Source organism: Kitasatospora sp. NPDC048365, from assembly GCF_043200835.1.
GTDB lineage: Bacteria > Actinomycetota > Actinomycetes > Streptomycetales > Streptomycetaceae > Kitasatospora > Kitasatospora terrestris.
In genome coordinates, this window is sequence record NZ_JBICYJ010000005.1 from 41,355 (window position 1) to 67,346 (window position 25,992).

Below are 25,992 nucleotides of genomic sequence, written 5' to 3' on the forward strand. Positions count from 1 at the left end.
ATCGGAACGGGTCAAGGCGGCGGCGGTGAGGTACTGGCCGGCCGGCGCCTCGGCGGTCACGGTGCTGCTGGTGGGGCTGTGGCGGATCGGCTCCCCGCAGTTGTGGCGGGACGAGGTGTCGAGCTGGAGCGCCGCGAGCCGCAGCCTCGGCGACCTGTTCGCGATGCTGGGGAACGTGGACGCCAGCAACGGCGCGTACTACCTGCTGCTGCACGGCTGGACGGCACTCGCCGGCGACTCGCCGACCGCGCTGCGGCTGCCCTCGGCGATCGCCATGGCCGGCACCGCGTGGTTCACCGCGATGACGGCGCAGTGGCTCTTCCACAGCCGGGTGGCCGGCCTGGCGGCCGGGATGCTGCTGGCGGTCGCGCCCAGCGTCTCGCGCTACGCGCAGGAGGCCCGGTCGTACGCGCTGGTGGCCTGCGCGGTGACGGCCGCGCTGTGGTGCCTGGTCCGGGCGCTGGACCTGTCGGTGGACCGCTCGCTCGACCGGTCGCTCGACCGGGCCCCGTGGCGGTGGTGGGTCGGCTTCACGGTGTGCACGGCCCTGGGCGGCATCCTGCACCTGGTGTCGCTGGTCGCCGTGGTCGGCCAACTGCCCCTGGTCCTGGCCGCCGGGCGGCGGGTCCTGAAACCGTACGCGGCATCGGTCGCGGTGGCCGTGCTGCCGGTGGTCCCGCTGGTGGTGCTCGGCACGGTGCAGGTCGGCCGGCAACTGTCCTGGATCGACCGGCCGGACTCCGAGGACCTGCAGTTCTTCTGGCAGGGCCTGATCGGCGCCCACCAGGTGATGTACGCGCTCCTCGGCCTGGTCGCGCTCGGACTCCTCCTCCCCGGCGCGGCCGCCGGCACCCGCGCGGTGACCGCGCGACTGGTCCTGCTGGCCGCACTCCCCGTGCTGCTGGTCTGGCTCGTCTCCCAGGGCACCACCTCCTACTTCGCCGACCGCTACCTGCTGTTCACGGTCCCGGTCTGGGCGATCGCGGCCGGCGGCGGGGTCGCGGCGGCCCACGGAGCGGTACGCGCGGCCGACGCCCGGCACACCGCCCTGTCCGGCGCCGTCGCCACCGTCCTCGCCGTCGGCCTGGTGGCCTACCCCGCCTACCTCGCGGTACCCCGCGAACGCGGCGTGCGCGGCACGACCGCCCACTCGCCGAACGACTACAGCGGCGCCGCCGAACTCATCGCCCGCGGCTACCGCAGCGGCGACGAACTGATCGCCGCCGGCGGGCTCGAAGCCTGGCTCATGATCGGCCCGGCCCTCGACTACTACCTGCCGGAAGGCGTCGAACCCGCCCAGCCCTACGTGGCGCGCTCCGCCGAGGACGCGGACGACCTCTACCCCGTCGAGTCCCGCGTCCCGGCGGGCGGCCTGCGCACGGCACACCGGATCTGGGTCGTCACCAACGGAACCAGCGGCGACCCCTACCAGAAGCTCACCGCCGAACAGACGTCCGCGCTGCGCGCCGACTTCACCCCCGCCGAGGTCCGGCGGGTCGCCGGCCTCACCGTGTCGCTGCTGGTCCGCAACCAGCAGTAGCCCCGGCCGCCGAACATCACTTCTAAGCAGGACAGCTGATCCAGGCGCGCTGGTGCAGCGGGCTGCGGATCCGCGGTGCCGTTGTCGCGATCACCATGCCCGAATCCGGGCCCGGACGTTCTGGTTGAGCTGTTTCGTTGGGTTGACAGCCGTCATGGGCGCAAGTCGAGTCGGCGGGTGGACTACCCGTGTTGCAGCGCGCCGCATGTGGCTGCGTTCATGCAAGGGCAGGCCTACGCTGGGATTATCAGCCCTGCCGTGACGCTATGTTGCCTTCGGAGGTCGGCATGGCAACCTCTCCAGACCCTAAGAAGGTATTCGTGGTCCATGGGAGAGATCACGATGCCCGTGAAGAGCTTCACAAGTTTCTCAAGAAGCTCGGACTTGAGCCAATAAAATGGTCCGATGCCCGCGCATTGGCGGTCAAGGACGTTGGTTTGGCGCCAACGATCATGCAGATCATCAGGGCAGGCATGGAGGCATGTCAGACTATCATCGTCCTGATGACGCCGGATGAGAGGATCAGCCTCAAGTCGGAATTTCGAGAGAAGCCGGCCGAGGACGCCGACGAGGAACAGTCGAGGCCGAACGTAATCTTTGAGGCCGGCATAGCTTTCGGGAAATACCCGGACAGGTCTCTGATTGTCTCCACGTCTCCGAGCCGTGTTCTGTCGGATCTGGCCGGCGTGCACGTCGTGAATCTGTCGAGCCGCGCAGGGCTGGTGGAGGTCAAGGAGTCGCTGGCGGCCAGGGCCATTCCGATCACAGCGCGTACAGGCTGGGAGCGCGCAGGGAAGTTCGGGTCGTCCGCCGAGGAGCGGTATGCACTGTGGCAGGAGCACAGGCAGCGTTACAAGTACCTGTTGAGCCCGCCGCAGTTGATAGATCTGCGGCGGCGGGCGCGTAACTCTCAGATACCGCCCCATCTGCTCGGCTATGCCCTGACGTCGGCAGTCCAACATGGCCGGGAAGGGGATGTTCCCTACTGGATTTCCGAGTCCCGGGACGACAGGGAGGCGGTGCTGGCGATGCTTGATGTGATTCAGCACTCGAGGCATCTCCGTCCCAGATTTCGCGCGGCCCGAGCTCTGGAGTGCATGAATCCGCAGATTGTTCCCGTAGTCCTCAGCGAATATCTGAGTCGAGTTCCTCACGGGGGCTCGGAGAAAATGAGCATCGCCTTCAAGGTCCAGGAGCAGAAGGTCATATCTGAGGTCGCATCATATCCGGTCAGCGACGAAGTGGACGTACTGACCGAAGCGAAGAGGCAAGCACTTCTGGAGGAGCTTTCGGACTATCCGCCCTACCGAAGCAGAGGGTTCCCATCCGCTGCATGAGGGCCCCGCGCCGACCCCGGGTCCGCTCCGTACCGTCGGACGGAGTCAGTCCGAGACGTGGGTCGGTGCGTCGGGCGTGGTCGGAGAGGACTGTGAATGCAGGAAGGCCTCCCCGTCTTCGTGGAGCGTGTATCGGTGCCGCCGCGGTCCGGATACGCCGGCCGGGCCGGCACTCCACAGCAGGCGTCCGCCGCCGAATTCGACGGGCGGTGCGCCCAGGATGCCGGGTTCGCGGGTCGTGGCACGGCCGCTCGCGTGCGCGCAGACGACGAACCCGTCGGGTTGGTCGGAGGCCAGGACCAGGCACAGCGGCGGTTTGCCGATCGGGTCGCGGATGCCACTCGCGGCGTGCGCGAACAGACGCGCGCGCTCGTCGGGGTGGGCCGTCCGGATGGTTCGGCCGGGGGAAGCGGACGCGGGAGAGCTACTCGACGTACGCCTGCACCGGCTCGTACCCCCGGCAGCAGACAGAATCCTCGTCGGGGAGCACCGTCCGGCAGTTCTCGCAGACCCACACCGACTCGGGCTCCACCGGCTCCGACGCGGACACCTCGTTGTCACGCACCGACAACTGCCAGCTGTCCCAGGACTCCTCGCCCTGCGCGTCGACCACCCCGCCCAGCACATGGTCGAACGTGAACCCCTCGAACCCCGGCCCGCCCCGGGCGTGGGCGCCCGGCCGCAGGAAGTGGTCGATCAGGTACGCCATCCACTCCGGCGCGTTGTAGAACTTCTCGTGCCCGTTCCACTCCAGCGCCGCGCCGTCCGCCGTCGGCACCCACATGCACCACAACCCCGGCTGCCCCGCCGGCGGCTTGTTGTACTCCCGGATGTCCGCGTCCCGGCCTTGCCCGAAAGGACCGGTGCCGTCCACGAAGTACGGGCCCTGGTCCCGATCCATCCGCCGACTGCCGGCGAACTTCCGCAGATAGGCGATTTCCCGCTCGCTGAGCGGCGGCTCGACGGCGATCCGCCCGATAAAGGTCGTGGTGTAGCCCATGCGCCGCATCGTAACCACGCCCGCCGACACCCCAGCCGGTACGGCCTGCTGATCGGTGGTGGTCGTCAAGGCGCTGTCCGTGCGATGCGGTTGACTTCTGGGGATGAAGACCACCGCCGCACAATTCGCTGCGATCGAGAACCTGCTGGTCGAGCCGTCGACGGCAGACGACACCGGATTCCGCCTGACCTGCCTCGGGGCCTACGACCCGACCCCGGCCGCCGGTGACGGTGCTGCTGCCGAACTGGCCGACCTGGTGGCGGATCTGTGGCCGAAGTTCGGCCAGCCCCGGACCGTGGCCATGGACGGGTTCCTCGACCCCGGCCTGAAACTGCACGCCGGACCGGCACTCGGCGAGGCACTCGCCGGGGTCGCCGTGGAGATGTACGGCTGGCAGGTCGGAGAGAGGTGGCTCGGGCTCGGCCTGGTCAAGGGCCCAGAGGCCGAGCCGCTGCGGCTGGTAGCCGTCGCGAGCACGTCGACGCGCGCTGAATCGGCACAGGCGAAGCTCTCACCGACCGAGTGGGCCGAGAAGCTCATCTCCGTTGCGGGCCGCGGCGAGACGCGACGAACAGTCGACTGGGAGTCGGTGGAGAAGCGCCTCGGCCTTCCCCTGCCCGCGGACTACAAGCTGCTGGTGGAGCACTTCGGTGCCGGCGCATTCGACGGCTCGGTCGTACTCCTTGCCCCGGACTCGCCGGCCGGGCACCTCGACCTGATCTCGGAGGCTGTGAAGCTCGCTGCCCTTCTCGGTTCCTTTCCGGAGTACCGCGAGGTCTACCGTCCCTATCCTGTCCATCCCGCACCCAAGGGACTGCTCCAGTGGGGGGCGACGTCCGCGGAGCACGAGTTCTACTGGCTCACCGAAAGCCCCGACCCGGAGGGGTGGCCCATCCTCGCCCGCATGGACTCAGCCGACTCGTGGGAGCGCTTCGACTGCTCGGTGAGCGAGTTCGTGTGCCGCACGCTCACCGACAGCGGTCACCGATACTCCATCGCCGACCGCTTCGAGACCCACTGGTTCGACTCCTACGAACGGAGCGACGGTTGCGACCCGCTCCGGGGAGACGAGTAGCGCCAACGACAGGCGTCAGCCGGCCCTGCCGGTCGTCCAGGGCTCGAACACGTCCACGGCCGGGTCGATCGGGCGCCGGGCGGGGCCGCGTGGCTCGTCGTCCGTCGGGGGGTCAGGCGGTGGGTGGGGCGACGGAGTCGCCCTCGGTGTCGATGTGGGGGAGGATCTTGTCGAGCCAGCGGGGGGTCCACCAGGCGGCGGGCCCGAGGAGGGTCATGACGGCGGGGACCATCAGGAGGCGGACGATGGTGGCGTCGATCAGGACGCTGACGGCCAGGCCGAGGCCCATCATCTTGATGACGATGTTGTCGCTGACGATGAAGGCGGCGAAGACGCTGACCATGATGAGGGCGGCGGAGCTGATGACGCGTGCGGTGATCTCCAGGGAGTGGGCGACGGCGGCCTTGGCGTCGCCGGTGGCGAGCCAGGCCTCGTGGACGCGGGAGAGCAGGAAGATCTCGTAGTCCATGCTGAGGCCGAAGACGATGGCGAACATCATCATCGGCACGTAGCTCTCGATCGGGACCTTGCCGGCGACGCCGAGGGCCGGACCGCCCCAGCCCCACTGGAAGACGGCGACGAGCACGCCGTACGAGGCGGCGATGGAGATCAGGTTGAGGACCGCGGCCTTGAGGGCGATCAGCGGCGAGCGGAACACGCCGAGGATGATCAGGAAGGCGAGTCCGACGACGACGGCGATGATGGGGACGAGTCGGCTGGCGACGATGTCGAGGAAGTCGACCTGGGCGGCGGTGGTGCCGGTGACGTAGGTCTGGGCGCCGGTGCCGGTGGTGGCCTGGGGGAGGACGGTGTCGGAGAGGTGGTTGACCAGGTCGGTGGTCTCCTGCTCCTGCGGGGCCTGGGCGGGGACGACGGTGTTGAAGAGGACCTGGCCGTCGCTGCTGGTCTGGAGGGGGCTGACGCTGGCGGTGTCGGGCAGTCCGGTGAGTGACTGCTGGACGCTGCTCGCGAGGGCCGCGCGGTTGGCTTCGGGGACGTTGGTCTGGTCGACGACGACGGTGAGCGGGCCGTTGGAGCCGGGGCCGAAGGCGTCGGACATCAGGTCGAAGGCGCGCCGGTCGGTGAAGGTGGTGGGGTCGGCGCCGTCGCCGATGTGGCCGAGCTGGATGGAGAACAGCGGGATGGCCAGGATCGCGACGATGACCAGGCCGGAGGTGAGGTAGGTCCAGGGGCGGCGTTCGACGCGCAGCGCGTAGCGGTGCCACATGCCGGTGACTTCCTCGCCGTCGCCCTCGCCCTTCTCGGCGACCGGGGTGCGGACCTTCCAGCGGTCCATGTTGCGGCCGATCAGGCCCATCATGGCGGGCATCAGGGTGAGGGCGCCGCAGACGGCGGAGATGACGGTGACGGCGGCGGCGATGCCGAGGCGGGAGATGAAGGTGACGCCGGAGACGGAGAGGCCGCCGAGGGCGATGCAGACGGTGCAGCCGGAGATCAGGACGGCGCGGCCGCTGGTGGCGACGGCGTGGGCGGCGGCTCTGGGTACGTCGACGCCGTCCATCAGGTTCTGTCGATGGCGGGTCAGCAGGAAGAGCGCGTAGTCGATGCCGACGCCGAGGCCGATCATGGTGGCGAGGGTGGGCGCGACGGTGGCGAAGGTGGCGAGCGCGGCGAGCAGGCCGAGCAGCCCGAGGCCGACGATGGCGGCGATGAGGGCGGTGACCAGGGGGAGTCCGGCCGCGATGACGCTGCCGAAGGCGACGAGCAGGACGACGATGGCGACGGCGAAGCCGATGAGTTCGCTGGTGCGGTCGTCGGCGGCGGGCCGGGCGAGTTCGCCGAGCGGGCCGCCGTACTCGACCTGGACGCCGGCTTCGCGCAGCGGCTGGACGGCGGTGTCGACCTGGTCGAGGTACTCGTCGCCGAGCGTGGTCGGGTTGGTGTCGAACCGTACGGTGATGTAGCCGGTCTGGCCGTCCGCGGAGAGCGGTCCGCCGGGCGGGGCGGGCTGGCCGGGCGGCGGCAGGGGGTTCTGCGCGGACAGGACGTGCGGCAGGTGCTGGAGCGAGGTGACGGCCTGGTCGACCTGGCTCTGGAACTGCTCCAGGGACTGCCCGTCGTGCAGCACGACCTGCGCGCTCGTCCCGCCGACCGAGGGCTCGTGCGCCTGCAGGACGTTCTTGCCGTTCGTGGCCTGGGTGCCGGGCAGCGAGAAGTCGTCCGAGTACTCGCCGCCGACCGTCCGGTTGGCGACCTGGACGCCGACCAGCAGGACCAGCCAGACGGCGATCACCATCGCCCAGTGCCGGGCGCACCAGTTGCCGATCCGCCAGAGCAGGCCGGGTCGGCGGTCGGCCGCTCGGGGCGCCGTGATGGTTGGTGACGACGAGGACGACTTGGACATGGGCGGCTCCCGGAGGTGGCCCGACGCCGGGCAATGGGTCGACCGTCACTGTACGTGCGGATATGGTCGCGGATCGTCCCGCAACACTGGTCCATTCCGGGCGAATCGGAACATCCGTCAGGGGTGGCGGCGGCTACCGGGTGCGGGGGAGCCGGACGGTGACGAGGAGTCCGCCCGCGGGGCGCGGTGCGAGGTCGAGCGTGCCGTTGTGCGCGCGGACGACGCTCCGCACGATGGCCAGGCCGAGCCCGGCGCCGGCGTGCTCGTCGGTGCGGACCCGGGCCGATCCGCGCTGGAAGGGTTCGGTGAGGGTCGGCACCAGCTCGGGCGGGAGCGGGCGGCCGGTGTTCTCGACCCGCAGGACGCTCGTCCCGCCGTCCTCCTCCTCCGTGTGGACCGTCACCGTGCCGCCGGCGGGCAGGTTGTGGACCACCGCGTTCTGGACCAGGTTGGTCGCCAGCCGCAGCAGCAGCTCCGCGGAGCCCCGGGTCCGGGCCGCCCCGCCGGTGACGTCGAGGGCGATCCCGCGCCGTTCGGCGAGCGGCAGCAGCGTCTCGGCGGCCTCCTCGGCGAGCAGGGAGAGGTCGACGTCCTCGCGGGGGAAGTCCGCACGGTCGCCGCGGCCGAGGAGCAGGAGGGCCTCGGTCAGCTCGATCGCCCGTGCGTTGACGGCGTGCAGGCGCTCGATCACCTCGCCCCGGTCCCGGTCGGGGTCGCGGCGGGCGACGTCGAGGAGGGTCCGCGAGATCGCGAGCGGGGTGCGCAGCTCGTGCGAGGCGTTCGCGGCGAACCGCCGGTGTTCGGCGACGTGGGACTCCAGCTGCTCCAGCATCGAGTCGAACGCGTCGGAGAGCTCGCGGAACTCGTCCCGCCGGCCCGTCATCCGGATCCGGTGGGACAGCGACCCGCTCCCGGCGCGCCGGGCGGCGTCCGTGATCCGGGTGAGCGGCGCCAGCATCCGGCCCGCCAGGAGCCAGCCGCCCAGCAGCCCGAACACCAGCAGGAAGGCCATCGCCGCGGCCGCGGCGGGCGCGAACATGTGGACCAGGAGGTAGCGGTTGGGCGAGATCCTGAGCAGGCCCTGGGAGTTGTCGGGCACGTACCGCAGGATGAACGCCCACACCACCGTCAGCAGCAGGGCGCCCGCCACGGCGAGGAACCCGGCGTAGCTGAGCGCGAGCTTCAGCCGGGCGCTGAGGCCACCGCGACCGCCGTGACCGCCGCGGCTACGCATGCGCGCCGCCGGGGCCAGGGGCCGGAGCGGGTTCGATCCGGTAGCCGACACCGGGCACGGTCGCGATGATCGACGGTTCGCCGAGCCGCTTGCGCAGCGCGGAGACGGTGATGCGGACGGCGTTGGTGAGCGGGTCGGCGTGCTCGTCCCACGCCCGTTCCAGCAGCTGCTCGGCGCTGACCAGCCCGCCCTCGGCGGCCACCAGGACCTCCAGCACGGCGAACTGCTTGCGGGTGAGCGCCACATAGCGTCCGTCCCGGAAGACCTCGCGGCGGAACGGGTCCAGCCGAAGGCCCGCGATCTCCCGGACCGGCGGCCGGGCGTGCGCCCGCCGGCGGTCGAGCGCCCGCAGCCGCAGCACCAGCTCCCGCAGGTCGAACGGCTTGGTCAGGTAGTCGTCGGCGCCGAGCCCGAACCCCGAGGCCTTGTCGTCGATCCGGTCGGCGGCGGTCAGCATCAGGATCGGGATCCCGCTGCCGGACGCGACGATCCGCCGGGCCACCTCGTCACCGGACGGCCCGGGGATGTCGCGGTCGAGGACCGCCAGATCGTAGGAGTTGACGGCCAGCAGCTCCAGTGCCGTGTCGCCGTCCCCGGCGATGTCGGCGGCGATCGCCTCCAGCCGCAGCCCGTCCCGGACGGCCTCGGCCAGGAAGGGCTCGTCCTCCACGATCAGTACACGCATGGCCGAAGCCTAAGCAGCCTGGCATATCGCCCGCGTATGCGGGGAGGGAACCGGCCCGGCCCCGGCCGGGAAAGCGGGGGCGGGGCCGGTGGTGCGACTACTTCAGATGCCGGGCGAAGAAGCGGGCCCCCGGCTCCAGCTCGAACGCCGGGACGCCGGTGTGCCCGCCCATGTTGGCGTGCAGCGTCTTCTCCGTGCTGCCGAAGGCGTCGAACAGGTCCAGGGCCGCCTGCCGGTCATTGCCCTCGTCGTCCCACTGCAGCAGGACGTGCAGCGGAACGGTGACCCGGCGGGCCTCCTCGAACATCGCGGCCGGCACGAAGCTCCCGGCGAAGAGACCCGCGGCGCGGATGCGGGGCTCGACCAGCGCCAGCCGGATGCCGATGGAGATCACGCCGCCCTCGTACCCGACCGGGCCGTCGATCCCCGGCAGCGCGAGGAGGGCGTCCAGGACGGCCCGCCACTCCGGGACGGCCTGCTCGACCAGCGGCAGGATCAGCGCGTCGACGATCCCGCCGGTGACCGGCTCACCCGCCGCCAACGCCCGGCGCAGCTCGGCGCGGGCCTCCTCCAGTTCGGGCCGGCTCGGCCGGTCACCGCTGCCGGGCAGCTCGACGGTGGCGGCGGCGAAGCCGAACTCCGCCGCGTAGTACCGGGCCCGGCCCGCCAGGCGGGGGTACATCCGGCGCAGGCCGAGCGGGGGGTGGCCGATCAGGATCAGCGGCGTCGGCGCCGAGCCGGACGCGGGCGTCCAGAGGATGCCGGGGATCTCGCCGAGGGTGAATTCGCGCTCGAGGACACCGTCGTCGAAGCGCTGTTCGGAAGTGAAGTGCACGGTCGTGCCTTTCGGGAGTGCTGATGGACGGCGCTCCCGGGACGACCTATCGCCCGACCGTGACCCCGGAGGGGAGCACCCATGTCGAAACTGCGTTCACGGGTACCACCTCCTTGTTCTGACGCACGGCTTCCGGAAACGTAGCAGTGGTCACCGCGGACCGGCAAACGGCTTCCCGCGCCACCGGCGGCGCGACGCCAGCCCCGCCAGCACCGCGCCGACCGCGTTCACCAGGACGTCGTCCACCGAGGACACCCGGTCCAGGCGCAGCACGTACTGCGCGGTCTCCACCAGCACCGAGCAGCCCGCCCCCAGCGCCAGCACCCGCGGCACCGACGCCAGCGCCGCGAACCGCATCGGGGCGAAGAACCCCAGCGCCGCGAAGACCAGCAGGTTGCCGGCGATCCCGAGGGCCCCCATGGTGACCAGGTCCCGCAGCGGCACCAGGCTGACCCGCTCCGGCAGCACGCCGGCCCCCTCACCCGGCATCAGCGTCAGCCACAGGAACGGCACCGTCCCGTACACCATGCCCACCTCGGCCAGCGACAGCCGCCACGCCACCCCGCCCCCGACACCGGCGGCCCGCCGACGGTACGCCAGCGCCCCCGCCACCAGCAGCGCAAACGGCACCGCGACCAGCGTCATCAGCACCACGCCGTTGAACGTGTCGAAGCAGCCGTGCCACCGCCCGGCCAGGCACCGGGGAGCCGACATCACCAACGGCCGCCGCAGGACGAACAGCCCGCCCGCCACCCCGAGGACCACCAGGCCCGCGACCACCGTCCTGCGCACTGCGTAGAAGTTCACGCCCCCATTGCAGCCGCCGGCCCGTTGCACCGGCGTACCCGTTTTCCGATACGCCCACGACAGGCCGGAGCGGCCCCCGGGGCGGGCCGCCGCGATGTGAGAATGATCGGATGAGCGGGGTGGACGAGGACCTGAAGAAGGCCGGGCAGACGGACGGCGTCGTCGACGACTGGTTGTGCGGGTTGGCCGACAACCCCGCGCTGCCGGGGTCGGTCCTCAAGCGCCTGCTGGAGTTCGACGAGCTGCCGACGACGACCTCGTGGCTGGACCGGCGCCCGCTCGACATCGAGGCGACCGGGATCGCCGTGTCGGCGCGACAGACGGAGTACCGGCTCGATGCCGTCTCCAACCCGACCGCGGACGTCGACGTGCTGGCCCGGCTGGCACACGACCCGGTGCCGCGCGTGCGGTACGTGTACGCCGCGCTGCTCACCGACTTCGGGCGGAGGATCCCCGAGGGCGTGGCGGAGACGCTGGCCGCGGACCCGACCCCCGGCGTCCGACGGATGACCGCCGACTGCCCGCAGGTGCCGCTCGCCGTGCGGGAACGCCTCGCCGCGGACGAGCACCCCGACGTGCGGGCCGTGGCACTCACCCCGGTGCTGTGGGAGGTGCTCCCTCCGGCGGCCCGCGAGCGGCTGCTCGACGACCCGTCACCGCGGGTGCGGGAGAAGGCCGCCGAGCTGTCGCGTCCGCCGGAGCAGCCGGCGGCGCTGACGGCAGCGGAGCGCGTCGCGCATCCCGACCGCTGGACCCGCCAGGCCGCGGCCGCCGACCCGGACGTGCCCCGCGCGCTGGCCGTGCGGCTGGCCGGCGACCCCGAGAACGGGGTCCGGCTGGCCCTGTCCATGCGGGAGGACCTGTCCGAGGAGGAGCGCCTGGCGATCCCGTGCGAGGTGGTGGCGCATGAGCTCCAGCAGCCCACCTGGATCGCCGAGCGCGCAACGGACCCGGAGGCGGCCCTGCGGATCGCCGGGTCGGCGCACGTCGGCCTGCGGCGGGTGCTCGCCCGGCAACCGCGCCTGCCGGACGCCGTGGTCGCACGGCTCGCCGCAGACCCGGATCCGTGGGTGCGGAACACCCTGTGCCACTTCTGCGAGGACGCCCCGCACGAGCTCCTGCTGGAGGAGTACGCCGCAGCACGGGACCGGCACTGGCTCGCGCTGCGTGCCCACCGCAACTTCGCCCGGCCCGGGTTGGCCCGGTTCGCGGACGACCCCGATCCTCGGCTGCGGCACCTCGCGCTCGCCGACCCGCAGGCGGACCGGCTGCTGCTGTTGCGGCTCGCCGACGACCCCGCGGTGGCGGGCCGGGCGATCGGCGATCCCCGGTTCCCCGTCGACGAACTGCTCAGGCGGCTCGCCCGTCCGGAGAGCGCGCGGGCCGCGGCGCGCAACCCGGTGCTGCCGCAGGCGACGATGCATCGGCTGGTCGACCTGGCGCAGCACCGCTGACGGCACCGGTCAGCCGAAGTCGGGGATGGGGTGGTCGGGGGTGATCGTGGCGGCGATGCGCTGGGCGATGGTGTGGGCGCTGTGGCCGCCCGGGGCGTTGGGGCCGTCGGTGGTGGAGACGGCGATCGACAGGTGCTCGCACGGCAGGTAGTCCTGCGAGGCGGAGTAGCCGAAGAACAGCGGGTGCTGGGAGATCCAGCCGCCGATCACCAGGACGCCCATGCCGTAGTGGGTGGCCTCGGTCTGCGGGATGCACACCTTGTCGGAGCACGTGCCGGTCGCCCCGCCGAGTCCGACCGTCCCCGGGTCGAGCAGCTCCTGGTACGAGGCGGGGGAGAGCAGTTCGCCGGAGCCGATGGCCGCCGCCGAGCGGGCGAGGTCGCAGATGTCGGTGGTCTGCACGGCGCCGGGGGCGGTGGTCCAGGAGGGGTTCCAGAAGGTGGACTCCTCGTAGGTGCCGCGGTCGGCGGTGAAGGCGTGCAGGACCGGCGTCGGGATGTCCGGGGTGAAGCTGTTGGTGGTCTCGGTCAGTCCGAGCGGTCCGAGGAGCTTCTGCTGGAGCAGCTCGTCCAGCCGGGTGTGGGTGATCTTCTCCAGGGCGGCGCCCAGCAGCACGAAGTTGGCGTGCGAGTAGCTCCAGCTCTTGCCCGGCTCGTACCAGGGGTCCTGCTTCAGCGAGACGCCGACCAGCTCCTCGGGTGTCCAGTGCTTGAACGGGTCGGCGTAGAGGGTCTCGCCGAAGCCGGGACTGGTGACGTAGTCGACCAGGCCGGAGGTGGAGTCGCCGAGCATCCGCAGCGTGATCCGGTCGCCGTCCCGCAGGTCCGGCAGCCAGCGCGACACCGGGTCGTCGAGGCCGACCACGCCCTCGTCGACCAGCTGGAGCAGCACCGTCCCGAGGTAGCTGATCGCGATGTTGCCGTTGCGGAAGTGCATGTCCGGCTGCGCCGGTACCCCCGTCATCGATTCGCCGAGCGCCGCGGTCAGCACCTCGCGGCCGTCGGCGGTGACCCGCAGGATCACCGACTTCAGGCCCATCTCGGTCTTCGCCTGCTCGGCCACCTTCAGGATGTCGAGTGCCCGGCCGTCCCGGGGGGTGGGCGAGCTGACGCAGGGCCGGTGCCGGCCGCCGTCGCCGTGGTCGCCCGCCGCGCTGCCGGTGGCGGTGACCGGGATGCCGAGGCCGACCAGTGCGGTGACGGCGGCGAGGCGCAGCAGGGACGTCCTGGGGGTGGGTCGCATAGCCGGAGTATCGGCCGGTCCCGCCCGGGCCCCGGTCCTGCCGTGGGCAACCCGCGCAAAGATCACCCGTCAGGCCGCCGACCCGTCGTCGGGGCGGGTCAGGGGCGCCGGGTGCCGATCACGGTGGAGAGGTCGGGTGCGAGCCGTACCTCGGTCGCGAGCAGGGCGGGGTGCTCCAGCCACGCGGAGCGGGCGGTGTCGGGCCGCCCCTGGAAGACCGGCGGCCAGCCGGTGAGCGGGGTGAAGTCGTCGACGACGATCGAGCCGCCCGGGGTGAGCAGCACCTCCGGATCGGCCGCGGCGGTCTGCTTGCCGTTGCCGCCGCCGTCGACCACCAGCAGGTCGAACGGGCCGTGCTCGTGGATCCGCGTCCAGTCGCCGTGGACGATCTCCACGTCCGGCACGTCCTGGAACAGCTCGGTGGCGATCTCGACCAGGCACAGCTCGCGTTCGATGCTCACCACCCGTACGCCCGGCTGCCGGCCGGACACCAGCCACGCCAGGCCGACCCCGCAGCCGGTGCCGGTCTCGCCGATGCTCCCGCGCGCCCCGGACGCCAACGCGTGCAGCAGCCGGCCCTGTTCGACGCGGCAGGACTGCGCGAAGCCGGACTCCCGGGCGACCTCGACGGCGCGGGCGACCAGGTAGGGCAGCGGAATCCCGCTGCGGTAGCTGTCGGTTCCCTGAACGGACACGGTGCCAACCCCTCGGTGTGTCGGGTTCCGGAGCGTTGCCCGGCGACCGGGCGAGCCTACCGGCCCTTCACACCAACGGACTTGGGGGGTCCGGCGGTTCATCGACCGCGGAAACGCGGACGGGCCGTCACCGTGGTGTTCGGTGACGGCCCGTCGTGGTGCGGGTGCTCATACGCCCAGGGTGGACATGACCTGCCGGGCGCGGCGGGCGGTGGCCTCGGCGCGGTCCCGCAGACGGATGGCGCGGGCGAGGCGGTACTCCGAGGCCTCGCGCAGGCGTTCGTCGATGGTGGCCCGGGCGGTGTCGAGGTGGTACGTCATGGTGGTTTCCCCCAGCTGTCGGACGGTCTGCCGGTGCCACTGTGGCTCCGGACCCGAAGGCCGCCCTCGTGCTAACGATTCTACACCAAGTTGCGCCGATCCACTTTCATTTTCCAGGCGGTCTCCCGTGATTCACCTTCGATTGATGGATCAACGGTGAGGTGGCGGCGCGATGTCGTCGAGACGGTCGAGGCGATCGAGGCGGTCGAGGACGGCCGCCCAGGCGGCCGCGCCGAGCAGCGCGTCGCCCTCCGGCGTACCGCCGTAGTCGAAGGTCGGCGAGGGCGCGGCAGGGCTCTCGCCGGGAAGGACCGGCCGGTGCCCGGCGTCCTCCCGGGTGATCACCTCGACCGGGGTGCCGGCCGCCTCCCGCCGTGCGGCCAGCCGGTGCGCGTACGGGAGGGAGGGCCACATCGCGTCGCCGCCGCCGGCCACCAGCAGGAGATCGGCGCGGGCCTGCTCCACCGGGATGGCGGCGGCGTCCAGCCGCGAGGCGAAGGTCCGCTCGCTCTGCTCGTACCAACCCCGGATCGCCACCGGGCCGTTGCCCTCCCCGCCGTCCTGCCTGCCGTCCTGCCCGTGGCCCGTCCCGTGGCCCTCGGGCTGCCATGATTGGTCCACCGGGACGAACGGCAGCGGCTGCCCGCGCCACGTCCACGAGGAGCGGAGCGGGAGCTGCCGCCCGTCCGAGCCCGGTCCGACGTTGGACCACACCACGGACGTCGGCGCGAGCGCGACCACCAGGTCGACCCGGGGGTCGCGCACCGCGGTCAGCAGCGCCGCCTCGGCACCCTTGGACAGGCCCAGCAGGGCGATCCGGCGCGCCCCGCGGGAGCGCAGCAGGTCCACGGCGGCGACGAACGTCTCCAGCGGCACCTCGCAGATCCCCGGCGGCTGCCCGGCACCGCCGAACCACCGCACCGCCAGGGCGAGGAACCCCCGCTCGACGAACAGCCGGGCGCGCTGCCGGTCCACCCGGCCGCTGGACCCCGACAGCACCACGACACCCGTGCTGCTGCCCGCCGCGGGCTCCATCAGCACCGCCTCCCACGGCGACGTCACCTCGTGCTCCACGACCGTCATCGCATCCCCCTCACTCCGTTCCGTCCCGACCACCGTAGGCGGCGTGCCGGGCAGTGCCGGGGCAGGGCCTGCCTCCCCGATGCCACCGGGGAGGCAGGCCCTGCCCGCTACCTAGCCGCGCGCCGTCGCCCGGCGTGCGAGCTCCCGGCCGGGTGCCGGCGGCAGCCCGATCCGGGCCAGGTCGGAGCCTTCGGCGGCCGACCCGTCGGGGGCCTTCGCGTGCTTGGCCGCATCGACGGAACCCGGCCCGTGGAGGGTGAGTTCGAAGTCCCGGTGCGCCTTGGCGTCCGGCGCGAACGGCAGACGGATCCGTCCCTCCGCGACCAGACGGCGCACCTCGGCCCGGCTCAGGCCGAGACCCAGCTGCAGCAGCCGCTCCACCCGGACCGGCGCGGGCAGCTCGAACCCCACCCGCACCGTGAGCGGGCTCGGGTCGTCGAGCGCGTACAACGGCATGCGGGTCTCCAACTCCCAGGTGCCGGCCCAGTCGAGCCGGTACCGGTTCTTCGCCGCGAGCGACGCGCTCATCACCAACTCCCGTACTGCTGCAGGGTCGTTGATCTCGTACGCCACCAGCCGGGCCGGCTCCAGCGTCGAGACGTGGACGCGCTCGTGGACGGGCACCTTCGAGGTCCGGTCGCACGCCGCGCAGCTCAGCAGCAGCCAGACATCGAGCAGCTTGCCGTTGGCGTTGACGCGGATCTTCCCCGAGGCGCGGTGCCGCATGCTCGGGCAGTCCGGGCAGGACCGGACGACAGTGGGCAGGGCGGACTGACGCACGGCCCACAGGGCCTTGCGGTCGGTATTCATGTGTGGTGGGTGCTTTCAGGACTCAGCGGGAGCGCATGCCGAACTCACTCGGCGGCTCCGCTATCTGACGGATGCTCACGAGAAGGGCGCGACCCATCGCCCCGGGGCCGGATCGTCAGGCTCCGAGGTCGATCGCGCGACAGGTACGTACTACGTGGCAGTGATCAAAAGTCCATGCGGGCGATCATGATCGACGCGGCCGCCCGCGGCAACCGAATTTCCCCGAGCCCTCGGCCGACGCCGGTCGGCTGCTCCCGCGGACGCACCGCCGACCCCGTTCCGGCCGAGAGGCCGGGCAGCCGGGCAGACCCTGTACGGTCGCATCGCCGGCACCGGCGACTGCAGGGGGCGACTGGGATGCATGCGAGTGGCGATTTCGGAGCTGTGCTGAACCGGCTCCTCCGGCACCGTCGGGTCGGGGCGGCGGAGGTCTCCGCGTCCTCCGGCCTGGCCGTCGCGGAGGTCGAGGCGGTGCTGTCGGGCGCCCCGGCGTCCGGTGAGCAGGTGGACGCCCTGGCGCGCGCCTTCGGCCTGTATCCGGATGATCTCCGGGTGATCGCCAAAGTGCCGGCGGGGGATGCGCCGGTCGCCGCAGACCTGCGCGTCGGCCGGGAAGTCGTCGAGATGATCACTGTGGCCGGGGCCCTGTCGGGGGAGGAGCGGGCTCGGCTCGTTCGACTGGCGCACGCGCAGCCGCGCGTGCCGCAGGCCGGGCCGGCGGAGCCCCCGCCGCGCTCCCGACCCCGGCCGGAGGGCTTCGGGGCGGTGCTCGTCGAGCTGGCCCGCGTCAATCGGGGACTCGGCGGCGTGCTCGCCGTGAATCGGGCCTTGAGATACCTGATCGGCGGTCGGATCTTCCTCTCGCATTCCACGATTCACGGAATCGAGGTGGGGAACGTCGCGTTGAGGACGGACCTCGTGACGGGTTTCGCGGCACTCCTGGGAATCGACCCCGGTGATCTCGCCGCCATGGCCGGGGTCGCTCCCGGTGACACCCCACTGCTCGACCTGGAGCTTGCAGGTGAGATCGCCGAGCTGCTCCGTAGCTGCCGAGGCCTGACGCTCGAACAGGTGGAGCATGTGCAGGACGAGGCGTGGTCGATGCTCACACCGCTGCCCGCGGACTTCTCACGGTCGGAGTGGCACCTGGTCGGCAAGCGCGACGGGCAGTTGTGGGGCGTGCCGAACAGCTGACGTGGTCACCGGCGGCCGCGGAGGGTGGCGGAGGGTGGGTGGCCGTAGGCGCGGCGGTAGTCGGCGCTGAAGCGGCCGAGGTGGGTGAAGCCCCAGCGGCAGGCGATGTCGGTGACGGTGCCGGTGGCGTGTCCGGCGGCGACGGCGGTGAGGTCGTGGTGGGCGCGGTCGAGCCGGACGCGGCGGAGGTAGGCGAGCGGGGTGGTGTCCAGGTGGGTGCGGAACCCTTCGCGGAGGGTGCGCGGGCTGACCCGGGCGGCCTGCGCGATGTCGGAGACCGAGACGGGCTCGTGGGCGTGCTCGGCGCAGTAGGTGGTGGCCCTGCGCAGGGCGCTCGGCAGGAGGGCGGTGCGGCCGCGGTCCGTCAGGGCGTCGGTGTAGGAGTGCGGTTGGGCGTCGAGCAGGGCGTCGACCAGCAGCCGCTCGAAGTGCTGAACCCCGAGGGCCGAGCTGCGGGCGAGCGGGGAGGCGACGAACTGCCGGAAGGACTGTGCGAGTTCCAGCCAGGATCGGGCGGCGGGGTTCGCCGCGTCGAGTGCGTGGTGGCGGAAGCGCAGCGGATGCTGCGGGACGTCCTCCAGCCGTACGGCGAGGGCCTGTTCGACGGTCTGGCGGGACATGGCGAGCGCCGAGTTGACGGCCCGGACGTCCCAGTCCATCGTGACCTCGTCCCCCGGTCCGGCGACGGAGAGCGGGGACGGCATCGCGGTGCCGTTCACGACCACGTCCCCGCCGCCGGCGCGCGGCAGGATGACGTTGTAGAAGTCGAGCAGCTCGCCCGTCTCCAGATGCACGGGGGCGCCGTACGCCAGCTCGTACAGGCCCAGTCGGCCCTCGTGGAAAGCCCGGAACCGGCCGGGGAGCACCTGCGCGCCGAGGATGGTGAGCCGGTGCGGCGACAGGCGTCCGCTGACGACCTGGCGCAACTCCTCGATGTCGCCGCCTTCGTACAGCGAGACCGGGCCCGCCTCGTGCTCGACCTGATCCAGCACCCTGACCCCCAAGCACTCTCCCCGACCCGAACCGGGCCCGCCGACCCGAACCGGGCCCGCCGACCCGAACCGGGCCCGCCGGCCCGGCACCGCCGCCGGTGTGGCGACGGAACCCACTCTGATGGTGTGTCATGCCGCCCGGCAACCAAGATCGCGAAGATGGGGGAGGAAGGGTGGCCGAGGATCGGATCGGCTCGGCAGCGGGTGCGCCTGACGACGATTCGGGGGAGCGCCGGCGGTGGGCGCTCAGGAGGGCCGCTCCGGTGACAGCCGCTCCAGGCGGGTCTGCGCCCGGTCGAGCTCCTGCCGGGCCCGCTCGGTGGTGCGTGCCGCCGAGGAGGCCTGGCGCAGGGCGGTCCGGTGCTCGTCGAGGCCGACCTGCTCGGCCCGGCGGGCGCGCGCCAGGTGCTGTTCGGCCTGGGCCAGGGACTCCCGGGCCCGTTCGGCGAGCTCGGTCGCCGCGGTGGTCTCGGCGGCCAGCTGCTCGACCTGATCCCCCAGCAGGGTGGCGTCCCGGTCGGCGGTGAGCTGCGCCTGTTCGGCGGCGGCCAGCGCCGCTCGGGTCTCGGTGACGCGCGCGAGGGCCTCCCGGCGGGCCGCCTCGTCGGGTGCCGCTGCCGCAGTGCCCGACTGCCGTGACGCCGCGGGCGCCTTCTTCCGCGGCGTCGTCGGACCGCCACCGGCGGAACGCCCGCGGACGGGGTGGTCCGTGGGCGCCGGAGAAAGGGCGGCCGACTCGTCCAGTGCGCCGGTGAGGCGGCCCGCCACCACCGCCTCCGCCGCCCGTTCGTCCGCCAGGGCGGCCCGGAGCGTCTGCTCGACCTCCCGCAGGTGGGCCTCGCCCAGCCGCTCGCCCGCGTCGGCGGCCGCCAGGCGGGCCTGGCCGGTCAGTGCGGCGACCAGCCGGTGGCGCTGCGCGGACAGGTCGCGCAGGGTCGGTCCGGCGAGCTGCTCCTGGGCCTCCCGCAGGGCCCGGCCCAGCTCCAGCAGCGGCCCGACCTCCTCCCGGTGACGGCGGACCAGCAGGTTGACCGCGAACGCCGCGAGGGTGGGCCGGCGCAGGGCCTTGAGCCGGCCGGCGAGCTCCCGGTCCCCGGCCTTTCGCGCCTCGGCGGCCGCGGCGTCGCGCGCGGCGGTGAACCCGCCCGGCGGCAGCGCGTACAGCCCGTCGGCGATCGTCTCGAAGTCCTGCACCGTTCGCCTCCACCGCCCGCCGTCGCCGCTACGGCGATTCGCTCACCTCCGGCGGCGTGCTGCACGCGGGGCTGCGCCGCTCGGCGCAGGGCGCAAGGGCAGGTCGCCGGGGCAGGGCGCAGGGGTCAGGGCTGGTGGGGCCACTGGGCCGGGCCGCCGTACCAGCCGGGCGGCATGGCGGGGTGGGCGGCGTGCCAGGCGTCGATCCGTCGCTGCAGCCGGGCCGGGTCCATGGCCCGGCGCCGGACCACCCGCACGATCGCGGCGGTGGTGGCGACCGCGACGGCGGCCCACGAGAGGAGGGCGCCGAGCAGGTAGACGGCGGGGTCGTCGGCGAGCAGCCACCACAGCGAGGCGGCGACCGCGAGCGCGGCGAGGACGATGCGCGCCGGCATGCGGAGGTGGCGGGTCAGCTCGCTGGTGGCCCAGGCGGCGGCGAACGGCGCCGCGACGGTGAGGGCCAGTCCGATGAGCAGTAGCGGAATCACCAGGATCATGTCGTCCCCTCCGATGTCCGCCCGGGGCTTTGGGCCCGGCGCGGGTACTCCGATCCGTCCGACAGCTGTGGCGTCGGCGGGGAGGCCCGGGCCTGCGGCCGGTGCCTCTCCGATCATGGTGGCAGATATTTTGAACGCGTTCAACATTGCTTCGGCGGGTCGGCGGTGTGGGAGCATGCCCGCATGGCAGACGATGCGACCCGTCAGCTCCTGGACCGGTTCGTGGGTCTGCTGCGGCCGATGCCGTCGGTCATCGCGGTCTGGGCGCACGGCTCGCTGGCCGGGGGCGACTACCGGCCGGGCCGCAGCGACCTCGACCTGATCGCCGCCGTGGCGCAGCGGCCCTCCCCGGAGCAGGAGGCGCGGCTGGTCCGGCTCCACGAGTCGCTCGCGGCGGAGCTCCCGCAGGCGTCGGCGCTGCACTGCAGCTACGTCGCCGCCGGCGACTGGGACGACGCCGCCGCGCGGCACCTCACCTGGGCCCACCAGGAGCTGATGCGCCGTCCGGTCACCCCGGTGACCCGCGCGGAGCTCCACCGCTTCGGGGTGGTGCTGTACGGGCCGCCGCCGGCCGGCCTGGTACCGCCGGTGACCGGGCGCGAGCTCGCCCGGTTCGTCGCGGACGACCTGCGGGAGTACTGGCGGCCCGCGCTCGACCACCCCGAACGGTGGCTCCGGGACATCTGGGTGGACCTCGGCCTGCTCACCCTGGCACGGGCGGCGAGGACGCTGGAGAGCGGACGGCTGATCACCAAGGGCGAGGCGCTGGAGGTCCTGGTGGAGCTCGGCGCCCCGGCGGAGGTCGTGGAGGACGTCCGGCAGCGGCGGTACGGCAGTCCGGCTCCGGCGTCCCCGCAGTGGGCCGAGCGCCGGGCGGAGCTGACGCGGGGCTACCTCGGCCCGGCCATCGACGGCCTGCTGGCGGGCCGCCCGGCCTGACACCGGGCGGCCCGGTCCACCGGCGCGCGAGGCCCGGTCCGCCGGCGCGCGAGGCGGTGGCGGGCCGTCAGGGCGGCTTGTCGAGCGCCGAGGTGCCGTCCTCCGCCGCGGCCCGGAGGGCCTCCATGACGCTCCCGGCCGTCCAGTGGCCGGCCGCCCCGGGACGGGTCGCGAGGTACACGGCGGAGCGGTCGAGCCGCCAGCCGTGGGCGTCGGCGAGACCGGCGGCGAAGTTGGCGAGGTACCCGGCGGACGGCGGGTTGAGGTCGGCGTCGGCGAGGCTCCACGGCGCGGTGAGGGTGTACACGGGCCGACCGTCGAGCATGCCCGGGCAGACCAGGGTCTCGTACCGTCCCGGGCCGAGCCGGTCGGTGCCGCGGGCGAGGGCCAGGCTCAGCGGGAGGTCGGCGCCGGGTGCCCGGTGCATCTCCTGGGCGGCGATGTCGGCGAGCTGCTGGGGTGTGACGAGGTAGGCCCGGGCGGGCATCTCGCCTGGCTGGGCGGGGTCGTAGAAGCCGAGGCCGCCGGTCCAGACGCGCGACTCCAGCGCGAAGTACAGCAGCCCGGGGAGCAGCAGCGGTACGGCCCGGTCGGGCAGCCGGCGGTCGCGGCAGCCGGGGTAGCTGCGGCTGCCACCGGGCGGACGCCCGCCGGCGATGTAGGTGGCGAGCCGGCGCGCGTCCATGTTGGAGCCGTACGCCGCGTACCAGACCATGCCCTCGTCGCGGTCGCGGTCGCGGTCGCGGTCCCGACCCCGGTCGGCGTCGCGGTCGCGGTCCCGGTCGGCGTCGTCCATGTCGGCCGACGCTAGCCGTCGGCGCCCTCCGTGCCGGGTGGCCGCCCGGGTGGTGTCACGCGCTCGGGGGACAGCCGTGGTTCCTTCGGCGGCGTGAAGGCGAGGACGACGCGGTCGCGGGGCCGGCGCGCGGTCAGTTCGTGGCGACCGCGGCGGGTCCGGGGGAGGGGAGCGGCGCCGGGTCGTCGATGGCGCGGCCGAACGGGCGCCAGGCGAAGACGGTCAGCCCGGCCATCACCACCGCGGAGAACCAGAACGGGCCGGTGAGGCCGAACGCCCGGGCCAGCGGACCGCCGATCACCGCGCCCAGCGCCGACCCGCCCACCGCCAGCGCCATGAAGACGCTGGTCACCCGTCCGCGCAGCTCGTCCGGCACCGCCCGCTGCACCAGCGTCCGGTCGACACCCATCCACACCGCGCCGTGCACACCGAACATGCCGAGCACCGCGCCCGCCACCCACGGCGACCCGGCGAGTGCCAGGCCGACGTGGGTCAGCGTCTCCAGCACCAGCCCGGTCCGCAGCAGCACCGAGGACGAGAACCGGGCCTGCAGGCGCGGCGCGACCGCCGCCCCGACCAGGCCGCCGCAGGCCGAGGCCGTCAGCAGCACGCCGTAGCCGAACTCGGACAGGCCCAGGTGCTCGCGGGCGTACAGCACCAGCACCGAGAACCCGGCGATCAGGGTCACGTTCATCAGGCACAGCGCCAGCGTCAGCGCCCGCACCGCGGGCTGCCCCCACAGCCAGCGGACGCCCTCGGTGAACTGCTGCCGCATCGGCGCGCGTTCCACCGGCCGATCAGGAGTGTCGGACACCAGCCGCAGTGCCGAGAGCAGCGCGGCGGCCCCGACGAAGCTCACCGCGTCCACGGCCAGCGGCAGACCGGCGGCCACGCCGAACAGCGCCGCCCCGAGCGGGGGTCCGCAGAGCTTGTTGAGCACCGTGTACGCGCCGAACATTCGGGAGTTGGCGCGCGGCAGGTCGGCGTCGGCGACCACCGCCGGAATGATCGCGCCGGACGCGTTGTCGCCGAGCGCCGCACAGCAGCCCAGCAGCAGGCCGATCCCGTAGATCAGCGGGAGCGACACCACCCCGGCGAACACCGCAGCCGCCAGCGCCGCCGTCAGCACGGCCCGCGCCGCGTTCATCAGCGCCGCCAGGCGCCGCCGGTCCACCCGGTCGACCAGCACACCGCTGACCGGCGCCAGCAGCAGCCACGGCAGCTGCTGCACGAACACCGACAGCCCGACCAGCACCGGATCCCTGGTCAGTGACGTCACCAGCAGCGGGGCCGCCGCCGCGACGATCCCGTCGCCCAGCGCCGACACCGCCGCCGCCGACCACAGCTTGGCGAAGCCGCGCCCGAGCCCTCGGCCGTCCCTGCCCGCCATGAGTACCCGCCCTCACCGTCCGCAATTCGGCAAAGCCCCGACGCTATCCGGGCGCCGGGCGCGGCGCACCGGGTTTTCCGGCCGACGTCCCGTGTCGGGTCGGTGGGACGCTCGGCGGGACGGTTCGACGTGATCCCGCTCGCCCGCTCAGTGGCCTTCGGTGAGCTCCGCGCGCAGCCGGCCGAGCCGGGTGGCGGCACGCTCGGCCCACCCGTCGCGCGGCAGCAGCGGCACGACCACCGTCACGCCGCTCTGGACCGGGTCGCGGACCTCCACCACGTACGGGTCGCCGGCGATCAGGCGGAGACAGGCGGTGCGGCCCGCCTCGGGCCAGTCGAAGGACGAGCCGTCCGGCCGGGCGTTCCCTTCCTCGGCGGCGGCACGGGCGTCGAGGTAGCGGGCGAGGGCCGCGAGGTCGGCGTCGGTGAAGTGCAGCGGCAGGCTCGCGTCGACGAACCCGCTCCGGACCACGATCTCGGCGTCGTGCCAGCCCCGGTGGCGCCCGCCGCCGGCGGGGTTGTCCAGGACCACCGTGACGCTCTTCGTCCGGTCCCCGAACCTGATCACATCGAGATCCCCCACCGGGCCCCCTCCTCGACTCGCCACAGAAAAGGCTCGGGGCCGGAACGCCAGTGCGTTCCGGCCCCGAGCCTTGCAGTAGCGGGGACAGGATTTGAACCTGCGACCTCTGGGTTATGAGCCCAGCGAGCTACCGAGCTGCTCCACCCCGCGTCGGTGAACACGACCTTACGGCATCCCGGGCGAGGAACGAAAACGGATAATCGGCGGCGTAGCGTTCAGCTTCAGTCCATTGCAACGAGCGACGTCTGTCGTTGCGTTAGATTTGGTCTCATTGCAACCATTTATGGATGCTGACCTGCGTTGATGCTGGACCTCTGCAACGGTGACGTTGCGTCAGCTTGGAAAGCAACGTAGCTTTTCTAATGTAAGAAACAGCAACGCAGGGAGACAGTCATGAGTGGGTTCCGCGAGCGCCCCGAACTGCAGAAGGCCGTCCAGGAGTTCGTCGATGCCGGCTTCGCCGGCGTGCAGATGCGGGTGAACGACGAGCACGGCGAATGGGTCGGCAGTGCCGGGGTGCGCAAGCTCGGAGAGAGCGACAAGCCGCCGACGGACGGGCGGTTCTGGGTGGGCAGCAGCACCAAGACCCTCGTCGCCACCCTGGTGCTCCAGTTGGTCGCCGACGGCGCCACCGGCCTGGAGACCCCGGTCGCCGAGCACCTGCCCGAACTCGGGCTGGACGGGCGGATCACCGTGCGGATGCTGCTGCAGCACACCAGCGGCCTGCCCAGCTACACCGGCGACCTCGCCCCCGACGGCACCTTCGTGCCGGGGCTCCCCGCGACGGGCAAGCCGTGGGTGGAGAACCGCTTCCACACCTACCTGCCGGAGGAGCTCGTCCGGTACGCCCTCGCGAAGCCCGCCCGGTTCGACCCCGGCACCGACCAGAGCTACTCCAACACCAACTACACGGTGGCCGTCCTGCTGATCGAGAAGGTCACCGGACTGCCGTACGCCGAGGTGATGCGGACGCGGCTGCTCGAACCGCTCGGGCTGCGCGACACCCTCGTGCCGGGCGGCTCGCCGGAGCTCCCCGAGCCGCACGCCCACGGCTACTACCGCTACCAGGACGGTGACGACTGGAAGGTCGAGGACGTCACCCGGCAGAACTCCTCGCTCCTGACCGGCGCCGGCGACCTCGTCTCCAGCACCCGCGACCTGCACACCTTCTTCGCCGCCCTGCTCGGCGGCCGGCTCCTGCCGGCCCCGCTGCTGGCCGAGATGTGCACGCCGCACGGCATGCTCGGCTACGGCCTCGGCCTCTTCGTCCAGGACCTCGGCCCCGACGCCGGCAACGTCACGATCGTCCACCACAACGGCGGCGCGCCCGGCGGCTACGGCGCCCTGATGATCGCCACGCCCGACGGCAGCCGGACCCTGACCGCCGGGCTGACCACCGGAGACTCCGACAAGAACCCGGCGGAGGTCTTCCCCCAGGCCCTCGACCGGCTGATCAGGGCCGTGTTCGGCGGCGATCGGGCTGCGGCCTGACGGCGACGGGGCCTGACGGCGACGGCGCCGCCTCGGTGTCCGGAGACGCCGAGGCGCTGCGCAGGCTGAAGGGACTCTTCCGGCTCCCGGCCCCCGGCTCGCGTACTGGCGACACGCCCGCCTGAGCGGGCGGGTCTCACGGGCCGGCGACTCGCCGATGACGGGTCAGGTGCTCGGGTCGGATGTTCGGGTCGGCGACGGGTCGCCCGCTCGGTCAGGCGCGGCCGCGGGTCAGTACGGCAGCGGGCGGCCCGAGGGGGTGCGCAGATCCAGCGGAGGCCGCGGGCGCTGCGGAGCGGGGCGCTTGACCACCTTGATCCCTGCCATCTCACTCACCTCCACGATCGTCGAAGATCTCTGCAGGACGTCTGCCCACCCCGGACCCTCCCTACCCCTCCGACCCCGGACCGATTGCTCCCGGAGGTGACACGGTG

At 72.7% G+C, this 25,992-nt stretch carries 24 protein-coding genes and 1 tRNA gene; 7 read left to right on the forward strand and 18 right to left on the reverse strand.

The annotated features are described in order from the left end of the window. The first annotated feature begins 25 nt into the window (after positions 1 to 25). On the forward strand, positions 26 to 1,540 hold the full coding sequence (locus ACGFX4_RS06430; RefSeq protein WP_393070802.1) for a glycosyltransferase family 39 protein: 1,515 nt from the start codon (positions 26 to 28) through the stop codon (positions 1,538 to 1,540). Between the two features lie 287 nt (positions 1,541 to 1,827). Further along, positions 1,828 to 2,877 (forward strand): TIR domain-containing protein, encoded by a 1,050-nt coding sequence (locus ACGFX4_RS06435; protein ID WP_393070803.1) that lies wholly within the window; start codon positions 1,828 to 1,830, stop codon positions 2,875 to 2,877. A 424-nt stretch (positions 2,878 to 3,301) separates the two neighbouring features. Here ACGFX4_RS06435 and ACGFX4_RS06440 read toward each other — a convergent pair whose 3' ends face one another. Beyond that, entirely contained in the window at positions 3,302 to 3,877 is a 576-nt protein-coding gene (locus tag ACGFX4_RS06440) for a hypothetical protein (RefSeq protein ID WP_393070805.1), read from the reverse strand. Positions 3,878 to 3,980: 103 nt separating this feature from the next. On the opposite strand from ACGFX4_RS06440, the gene ACGFX4_RS06445 reads away from it, so the two are divergent. Further along, on the forward strand, positions 3,981 to 4,952 hold the full coding sequence (locus ACGFX4_RS06445) for a hypothetical protein (protein ID WP_393070807.1): 972 nt from the start codon (positions 3,981 to 3,983) through the stop codon (positions 4,950 to 4,952). 112 nt (positions 4,953 to 5,064) lie between these two features. Here ACGFX4_RS06445 and ACGFX4_RS06450 read toward each other — a convergent pair whose 3' ends face one another. The 5 genes from ACGFX4_RS06450 to ACGFX4_RS06470 form a co-directional block, all read right to left on the reverse strand. Continuing rightward, positions 5,065 to 7,317 carry an MMPL family transporter gene (locus ACGFX4_RS06450; protein ID WP_393070809.1) on the reverse strand — a complete coding sequence of 751 codons (2,253 nt, stop codon included), beginning with the start codon at positions 7,315 to 7,317 and terminating at the stop codon, positions 5,065 to 5,067. Positions 7,318 to 7,450: 133 nt separating this feature from the next. Next, positions 7,451 to 8,551 carry a sensor histidine kinase gene (locus ACGFX4_RS06455; RefSeq protein WP_393070811.1) on the reverse strand — a complete coding sequence of 367 codons (1,101 nt, stop codon included), beginning with the start codon at positions 8,549 to 8,551 and terminating at the stop codon, positions 7,451 to 7,453. Continuing rightward, on the reverse strand, positions 8,544 to 9,236 hold the full coding sequence (locus tag ACGFX4_RS06460) for a response regulator transcription factor (protein ID WP_393070813.1): 693 nt from the start codon (positions 9,234 to 9,236) through the stop codon (positions 8,544 to 8,546). The genes ACGFX4_RS06455 and ACGFX4_RS06460 overlap by 8 nt, the downstream gene beginning before the upstream one ends. Positions 9,237 to 9,333: 97 nt before the next feature. Beyond that, entirely contained in the window at positions 9,334 to 10,071 is a 738-nt protein-coding gene (locus tag ACGFX4_RS06465; protein WP_393070814.1) for a dienelactone hydrolase family protein, read from the reverse strand. Between the two features lie 150 nt (positions 10,072 to 10,221). Then, positions 10,222 to 10,878 carry a VanZ family protein gene (locus tag ACGFX4_RS06470; protein ID WP_393070816.1) on the reverse strand — a complete coding sequence of 219 codons (657 nt, stop codon included), beginning with the start codon at positions 10,876 to 10,878 and terminating at the stop codon, positions 10,222 to 10,224. A 110-nt stretch (positions 10,879 to 10,988) separates the two neighbouring features. Here ACGFX4_RS06470 and ACGFX4_RS06475 point away from each other — a divergent pair, with 110 nt between their 5' ends. After that, a complete protein-coding gene (locus tag ACGFX4_RS06475) occupies positions 10,989 to 12,332 on the forward strand; it encodes a hypothetical protein (protein WP_393070818.1) in 1,344 nt (447 codons plus the stop codon). Positions 12,333 to 12,341: 9 nt separating this feature from the next. Here the strand turns inward: ACGFX4_RS06475 and ACGFX4_RS06480 are convergent, their stop codons facing one another. From ACGFX4_RS06480 to ACGFX4_RS06500, 5 genes are all read right to left on the reverse strand, one after another. Next, positions 12,342 to 13,574: a serine hydrolase domain-containing protein gene (locus tag ACGFX4_RS06480; protein ID WP_393070819.1), complete on the reverse strand. Its 1,233-nt coding sequence runs from the start codon at positions 13,572 to 13,574 to the stop codon at positions 12,342 to 12,344. Between the two features lie 98 nt (positions 13,575 to 13,672). Then, entirely contained in the window at positions 13,673 to 14,269 is a 597-nt protein-coding gene (locus ACGFX4_RS06485) for an O-methyltransferase (RefSeq protein WP_393070820.1), read from the reverse strand. Between the two features lie 168 nt (positions 14,270 to 14,437). After that, a complete protein-coding gene (locus ACGFX4_RS06490) occupies positions 14,438 to 14,590 on the reverse strand; it encodes a hypothetical protein (RefSeq protein ID WP_393070822.1) in 153 nt (50 codons plus the stop codon). A gap of 150 nt (positions 14,591 to 14,740) precedes the next feature. After that, positions 14,741 to 15,673: an acyl-CoA thioester hydrolase/BAAT C-terminal domain-containing protein gene (locus ACGFX4_RS06495; protein WP_393070824.1), complete on the reverse strand. Its 933-nt coding sequence runs from the start codon at positions 15,671 to 15,673 to the stop codon at positions 14,741 to 14,743. Between the two features lie 111 nt (positions 15,674 to 15,784). After that, on the reverse strand, positions 15,785 to 16,483 hold the full coding sequence (locus ACGFX4_RS06500) for a DUF1062 domain-containing protein (protein ID WP_393070826.1): 699 nt from the start codon (positions 16,481 to 16,483) through the stop codon (positions 15,785 to 15,787). 384 nt (positions 16,484 to 16,867) lie between these two features. Here ACGFX4_RS06500 and ACGFX4_RS06505 point away from each other — a divergent pair, with 384 nt between their 5' ends. Beyond that, positions 16,868 to 17,677: a hypothetical protein gene (locus ACGFX4_RS06505; RefSeq protein WP_393070828.1), complete on the forward strand. Its 810-nt coding sequence runs from the start codon at positions 16,868 to 16,870 to the stop codon at positions 17,675 to 17,677. 5 nt (positions 17,678 to 17,682) lie between these two features. On the opposite strand, the gene ACGFX4_RS06510 is transcribed toward ACGFX4_RS06505, so the two are convergent. From ACGFX4_RS06510 to ACGFX4_RS06520, 3 genes are all read right to left on the reverse strand, one after another. After that, entirely contained in the window at positions 17,683 to 18,681 is a 999-nt protein-coding gene (locus tag ACGFX4_RS06510; protein ID WP_393070829.1) for an AraC family transcriptional regulator, read from the reverse strand. Between the two features lie 234 nt (positions 18,682 to 18,915). Continuing rightward, positions 18,916 to 19,863 carry a hypothetical protein gene (locus ACGFX4_RS06515; protein WP_393070830.1) on the reverse strand — a complete coding sequence of 316 codons (948 nt, stop codon included), beginning with the start codon at positions 19,861 to 19,863 and terminating at the stop codon, positions 18,916 to 18,918. A gap of 125 nt (positions 19,864 to 19,988) precedes the next feature. Beyond that, positions 19,989 to 20,360: a hypothetical protein gene (locus ACGFX4_RS06520; RefSeq protein WP_393070832.1), complete on the reverse strand. Its 372-nt coding sequence runs from the start codon at positions 20,358 to 20,360 to the stop codon at positions 19,989 to 19,991. A 183-nt stretch (positions 20,361 to 20,543) separates the two neighbouring features. Here ACGFX4_RS06520 and ACGFX4_RS06525 point away from each other — a divergent pair, with 183 nt between their 5' ends. Then, positions 20,544 to 21,299, forward strand: coding sequence for a nucleotidyltransferase (locus tag ACGFX4_RS06525; protein ID WP_393070834.1), 756 nt, complete (start codon positions 20,544 to 20,546; stop codon positions 21,297 to 21,299). Between the two features lie 67 nt (positions 21,300 to 21,366). On the opposite strand, the gene ACGFX4_RS06530 is transcribed toward ACGFX4_RS06525, so the two are convergent. The 4 genes from ACGFX4_RS06530 to ACGFX4_RS06545 all read right to left on the reverse strand — a co-directional run bounded on the left by ACGFX4_RS06530 (position 21,367) and on the right by ACGFX4_RS06545 (position 24,217). Continuing rightward, positions 21,367 to 22,095, reverse strand: a complete 729-nt coding sequence (locus ACGFX4_RS06530; protein WP_393070835.1) for a histone deacetylase — start codon at positions 22,093 to 22,095, stop codon at positions 21,367 to 21,369. A 133-nt stretch (positions 22,096 to 22,228) separates the two neighbouring features. After that, positions 22,229 to 23,485, reverse strand: coding sequence for an MFS transporter (locus ACGFX4_RS06535; protein WP_393070836.1), 1,257 nt, complete (start codon positions 23,483 to 23,485; stop codon positions 22,229 to 22,231). Between the two features lie 147 nt (positions 23,486 to 23,632). Continuing rightward, positions 23,633 to 24,067 (reverse strand): DUF5959 family protein, encoded by a 435-nt coding sequence (locus tag ACGFX4_RS06540; protein ID WP_393070838.1) that lies wholly within the window; start codon positions 24,065 to 24,067, stop codon positions 23,633 to 23,635. 76 nt (positions 24,068 to 24,143) lie between these two features. Next, positions 24,144 to 24,217: transfer RNA gene (locus tag ACGFX4_RS06545), tRNA-Met, on the reverse strand. A gap of 243 nt (positions 24,218 to 24,460) precedes the next feature. Between ACGFX4_RS06545 and ACGFX4_RS06550 the strand changes: the two genes are divergently transcribed. Further along, positions 24,461 to 25,558, forward strand: coding sequence for a serine hydrolase domain-containing protein (locus ACGFX4_RS06550; RefSeq protein ID WP_393070840.1), 1,098 nt, complete (start codon positions 24,461 to 24,463; stop codon positions 25,556 to 25,558). The last annotated feature ends 434 nt before the right edge of the window (positions 25,559 to 25,992 follow it).

Excerpts from the sequence above, each read along its gene's own strand:
- ACGFX4_RS06435 (WP_393070803.1), top strand. The coding sequence starts at position 1,828 with ATGGCAACCTCTCCAGACCCTAAGAAGGTATTCGTGGTCCATGGGAGA.
- ACGFX4_RS06440 (WP_393070805.1), bottom strand. The coding sequence starts at position 3,877 with ATGGGCTACACCACGACCTTTATCGGGCGGATCGCCGTCGAGCCGCCG.
- ACGFX4_RS06445 (WP_393070807.1), top strand. The coding sequence starts at position 3,981 with ATGAAGACCACCGCCGCACAATTCGCTGCGATCGAGAACCTGCTGGTC.
- ACGFX4_RS06450 (WP_393070809.1), bottom strand. The coding sequence starts at position 7,317 with ATGTCCAAGTCGTCCTCGTCGTCACCAACCATCACGGCGCCCCGAGCG.
- ACGFX4_RS06455 (WP_393070811.1), bottom strand. The coding sequence starts at position 8,551 with ATGCGTAGCCGCGGCGGTCACGGCGGTCGCGGTGGCCTCAGCGCCCGG.
- ACGFX4_RS06460 (WP_393070813.1), bottom strand. The coding sequence starts at position 9,236 with ATGCGTGTACTGATCGTGGAGGACGAGCCCTTCCTGGCCGAGGCCGTC.
- ACGFX4_RS06475 (WP_393070818.1), top strand. The coding sequence starts at position 10,989 with ATGAGCGGGGTGGACGAGGACCTGAAGAAGGCCGGGCAGACGGACGGC.
- ACGFX4_RS06480 (WP_393070819.1), bottom strand. The coding sequence starts at position 13,574 with ATGCGACCCACCCCCAGGACGTCCCTGCTGCGCCTCGCCGCCGTCACC.
- ACGFX4_RS06490 (WP_393070822.1), bottom strand. The coding sequence starts at position 14,590 with ATGACGTACCACCTCGACACCGCCCGGGCCACCATCGACGAACGCCTG.
- ACGFX4_RS06495 (WP_393070824.1), bottom strand. The coding sequence starts at position 15,673 with ATGACGGTCGTGGAGCACGAGGTGACGTCGCCGTGGGAGGCGGTGCTG.
- ACGFX4_RS06500 (WP_393070826.1), bottom strand. The coding sequence starts at position 16,483 with ATGAATACCGACCGCAAGGCCCTGTGGGCCGTGCGTCAGTCCGCCCTG.
- ACGFX4_RS06520 (WP_393070832.1), bottom strand. The coding sequence starts at position 20,360 with ATGATCCTGGTGATTCCGCTACTGCTCATCGGACTGGCCCTCACCGTC.
- ACGFX4_RS06525 (WP_393070834.1), top strand. The coding sequence starts at position 20,544 with ATGGCAGACGATGCGACCCGTCAGCTCCTGGACCGGTTCGTGGGTCTG.
- ACGFX4_RS06530 (WP_393070835.1), bottom strand. The coding sequence starts at position 22,095 with ATGGACGACGCCGACCGGGACCGCGACCGCGACGCCGACCGGGGTCGG.
- ACGFX4_RS06535 (WP_393070836.1), bottom strand. The coding sequence starts at position 23,485 with ATGGCGGGCAGGGACGGCCGAGGGCTCGGGCGCGGCTTCGCCAAGCTG.
- ACGFX4_RS06550 (WP_393070840.1), top strand. The coding sequence starts at position 24,461 with ATGAGTGGGTTCCGCGAGCGCCCCGAACTGCAGAAGGCCGTCCAGGAG.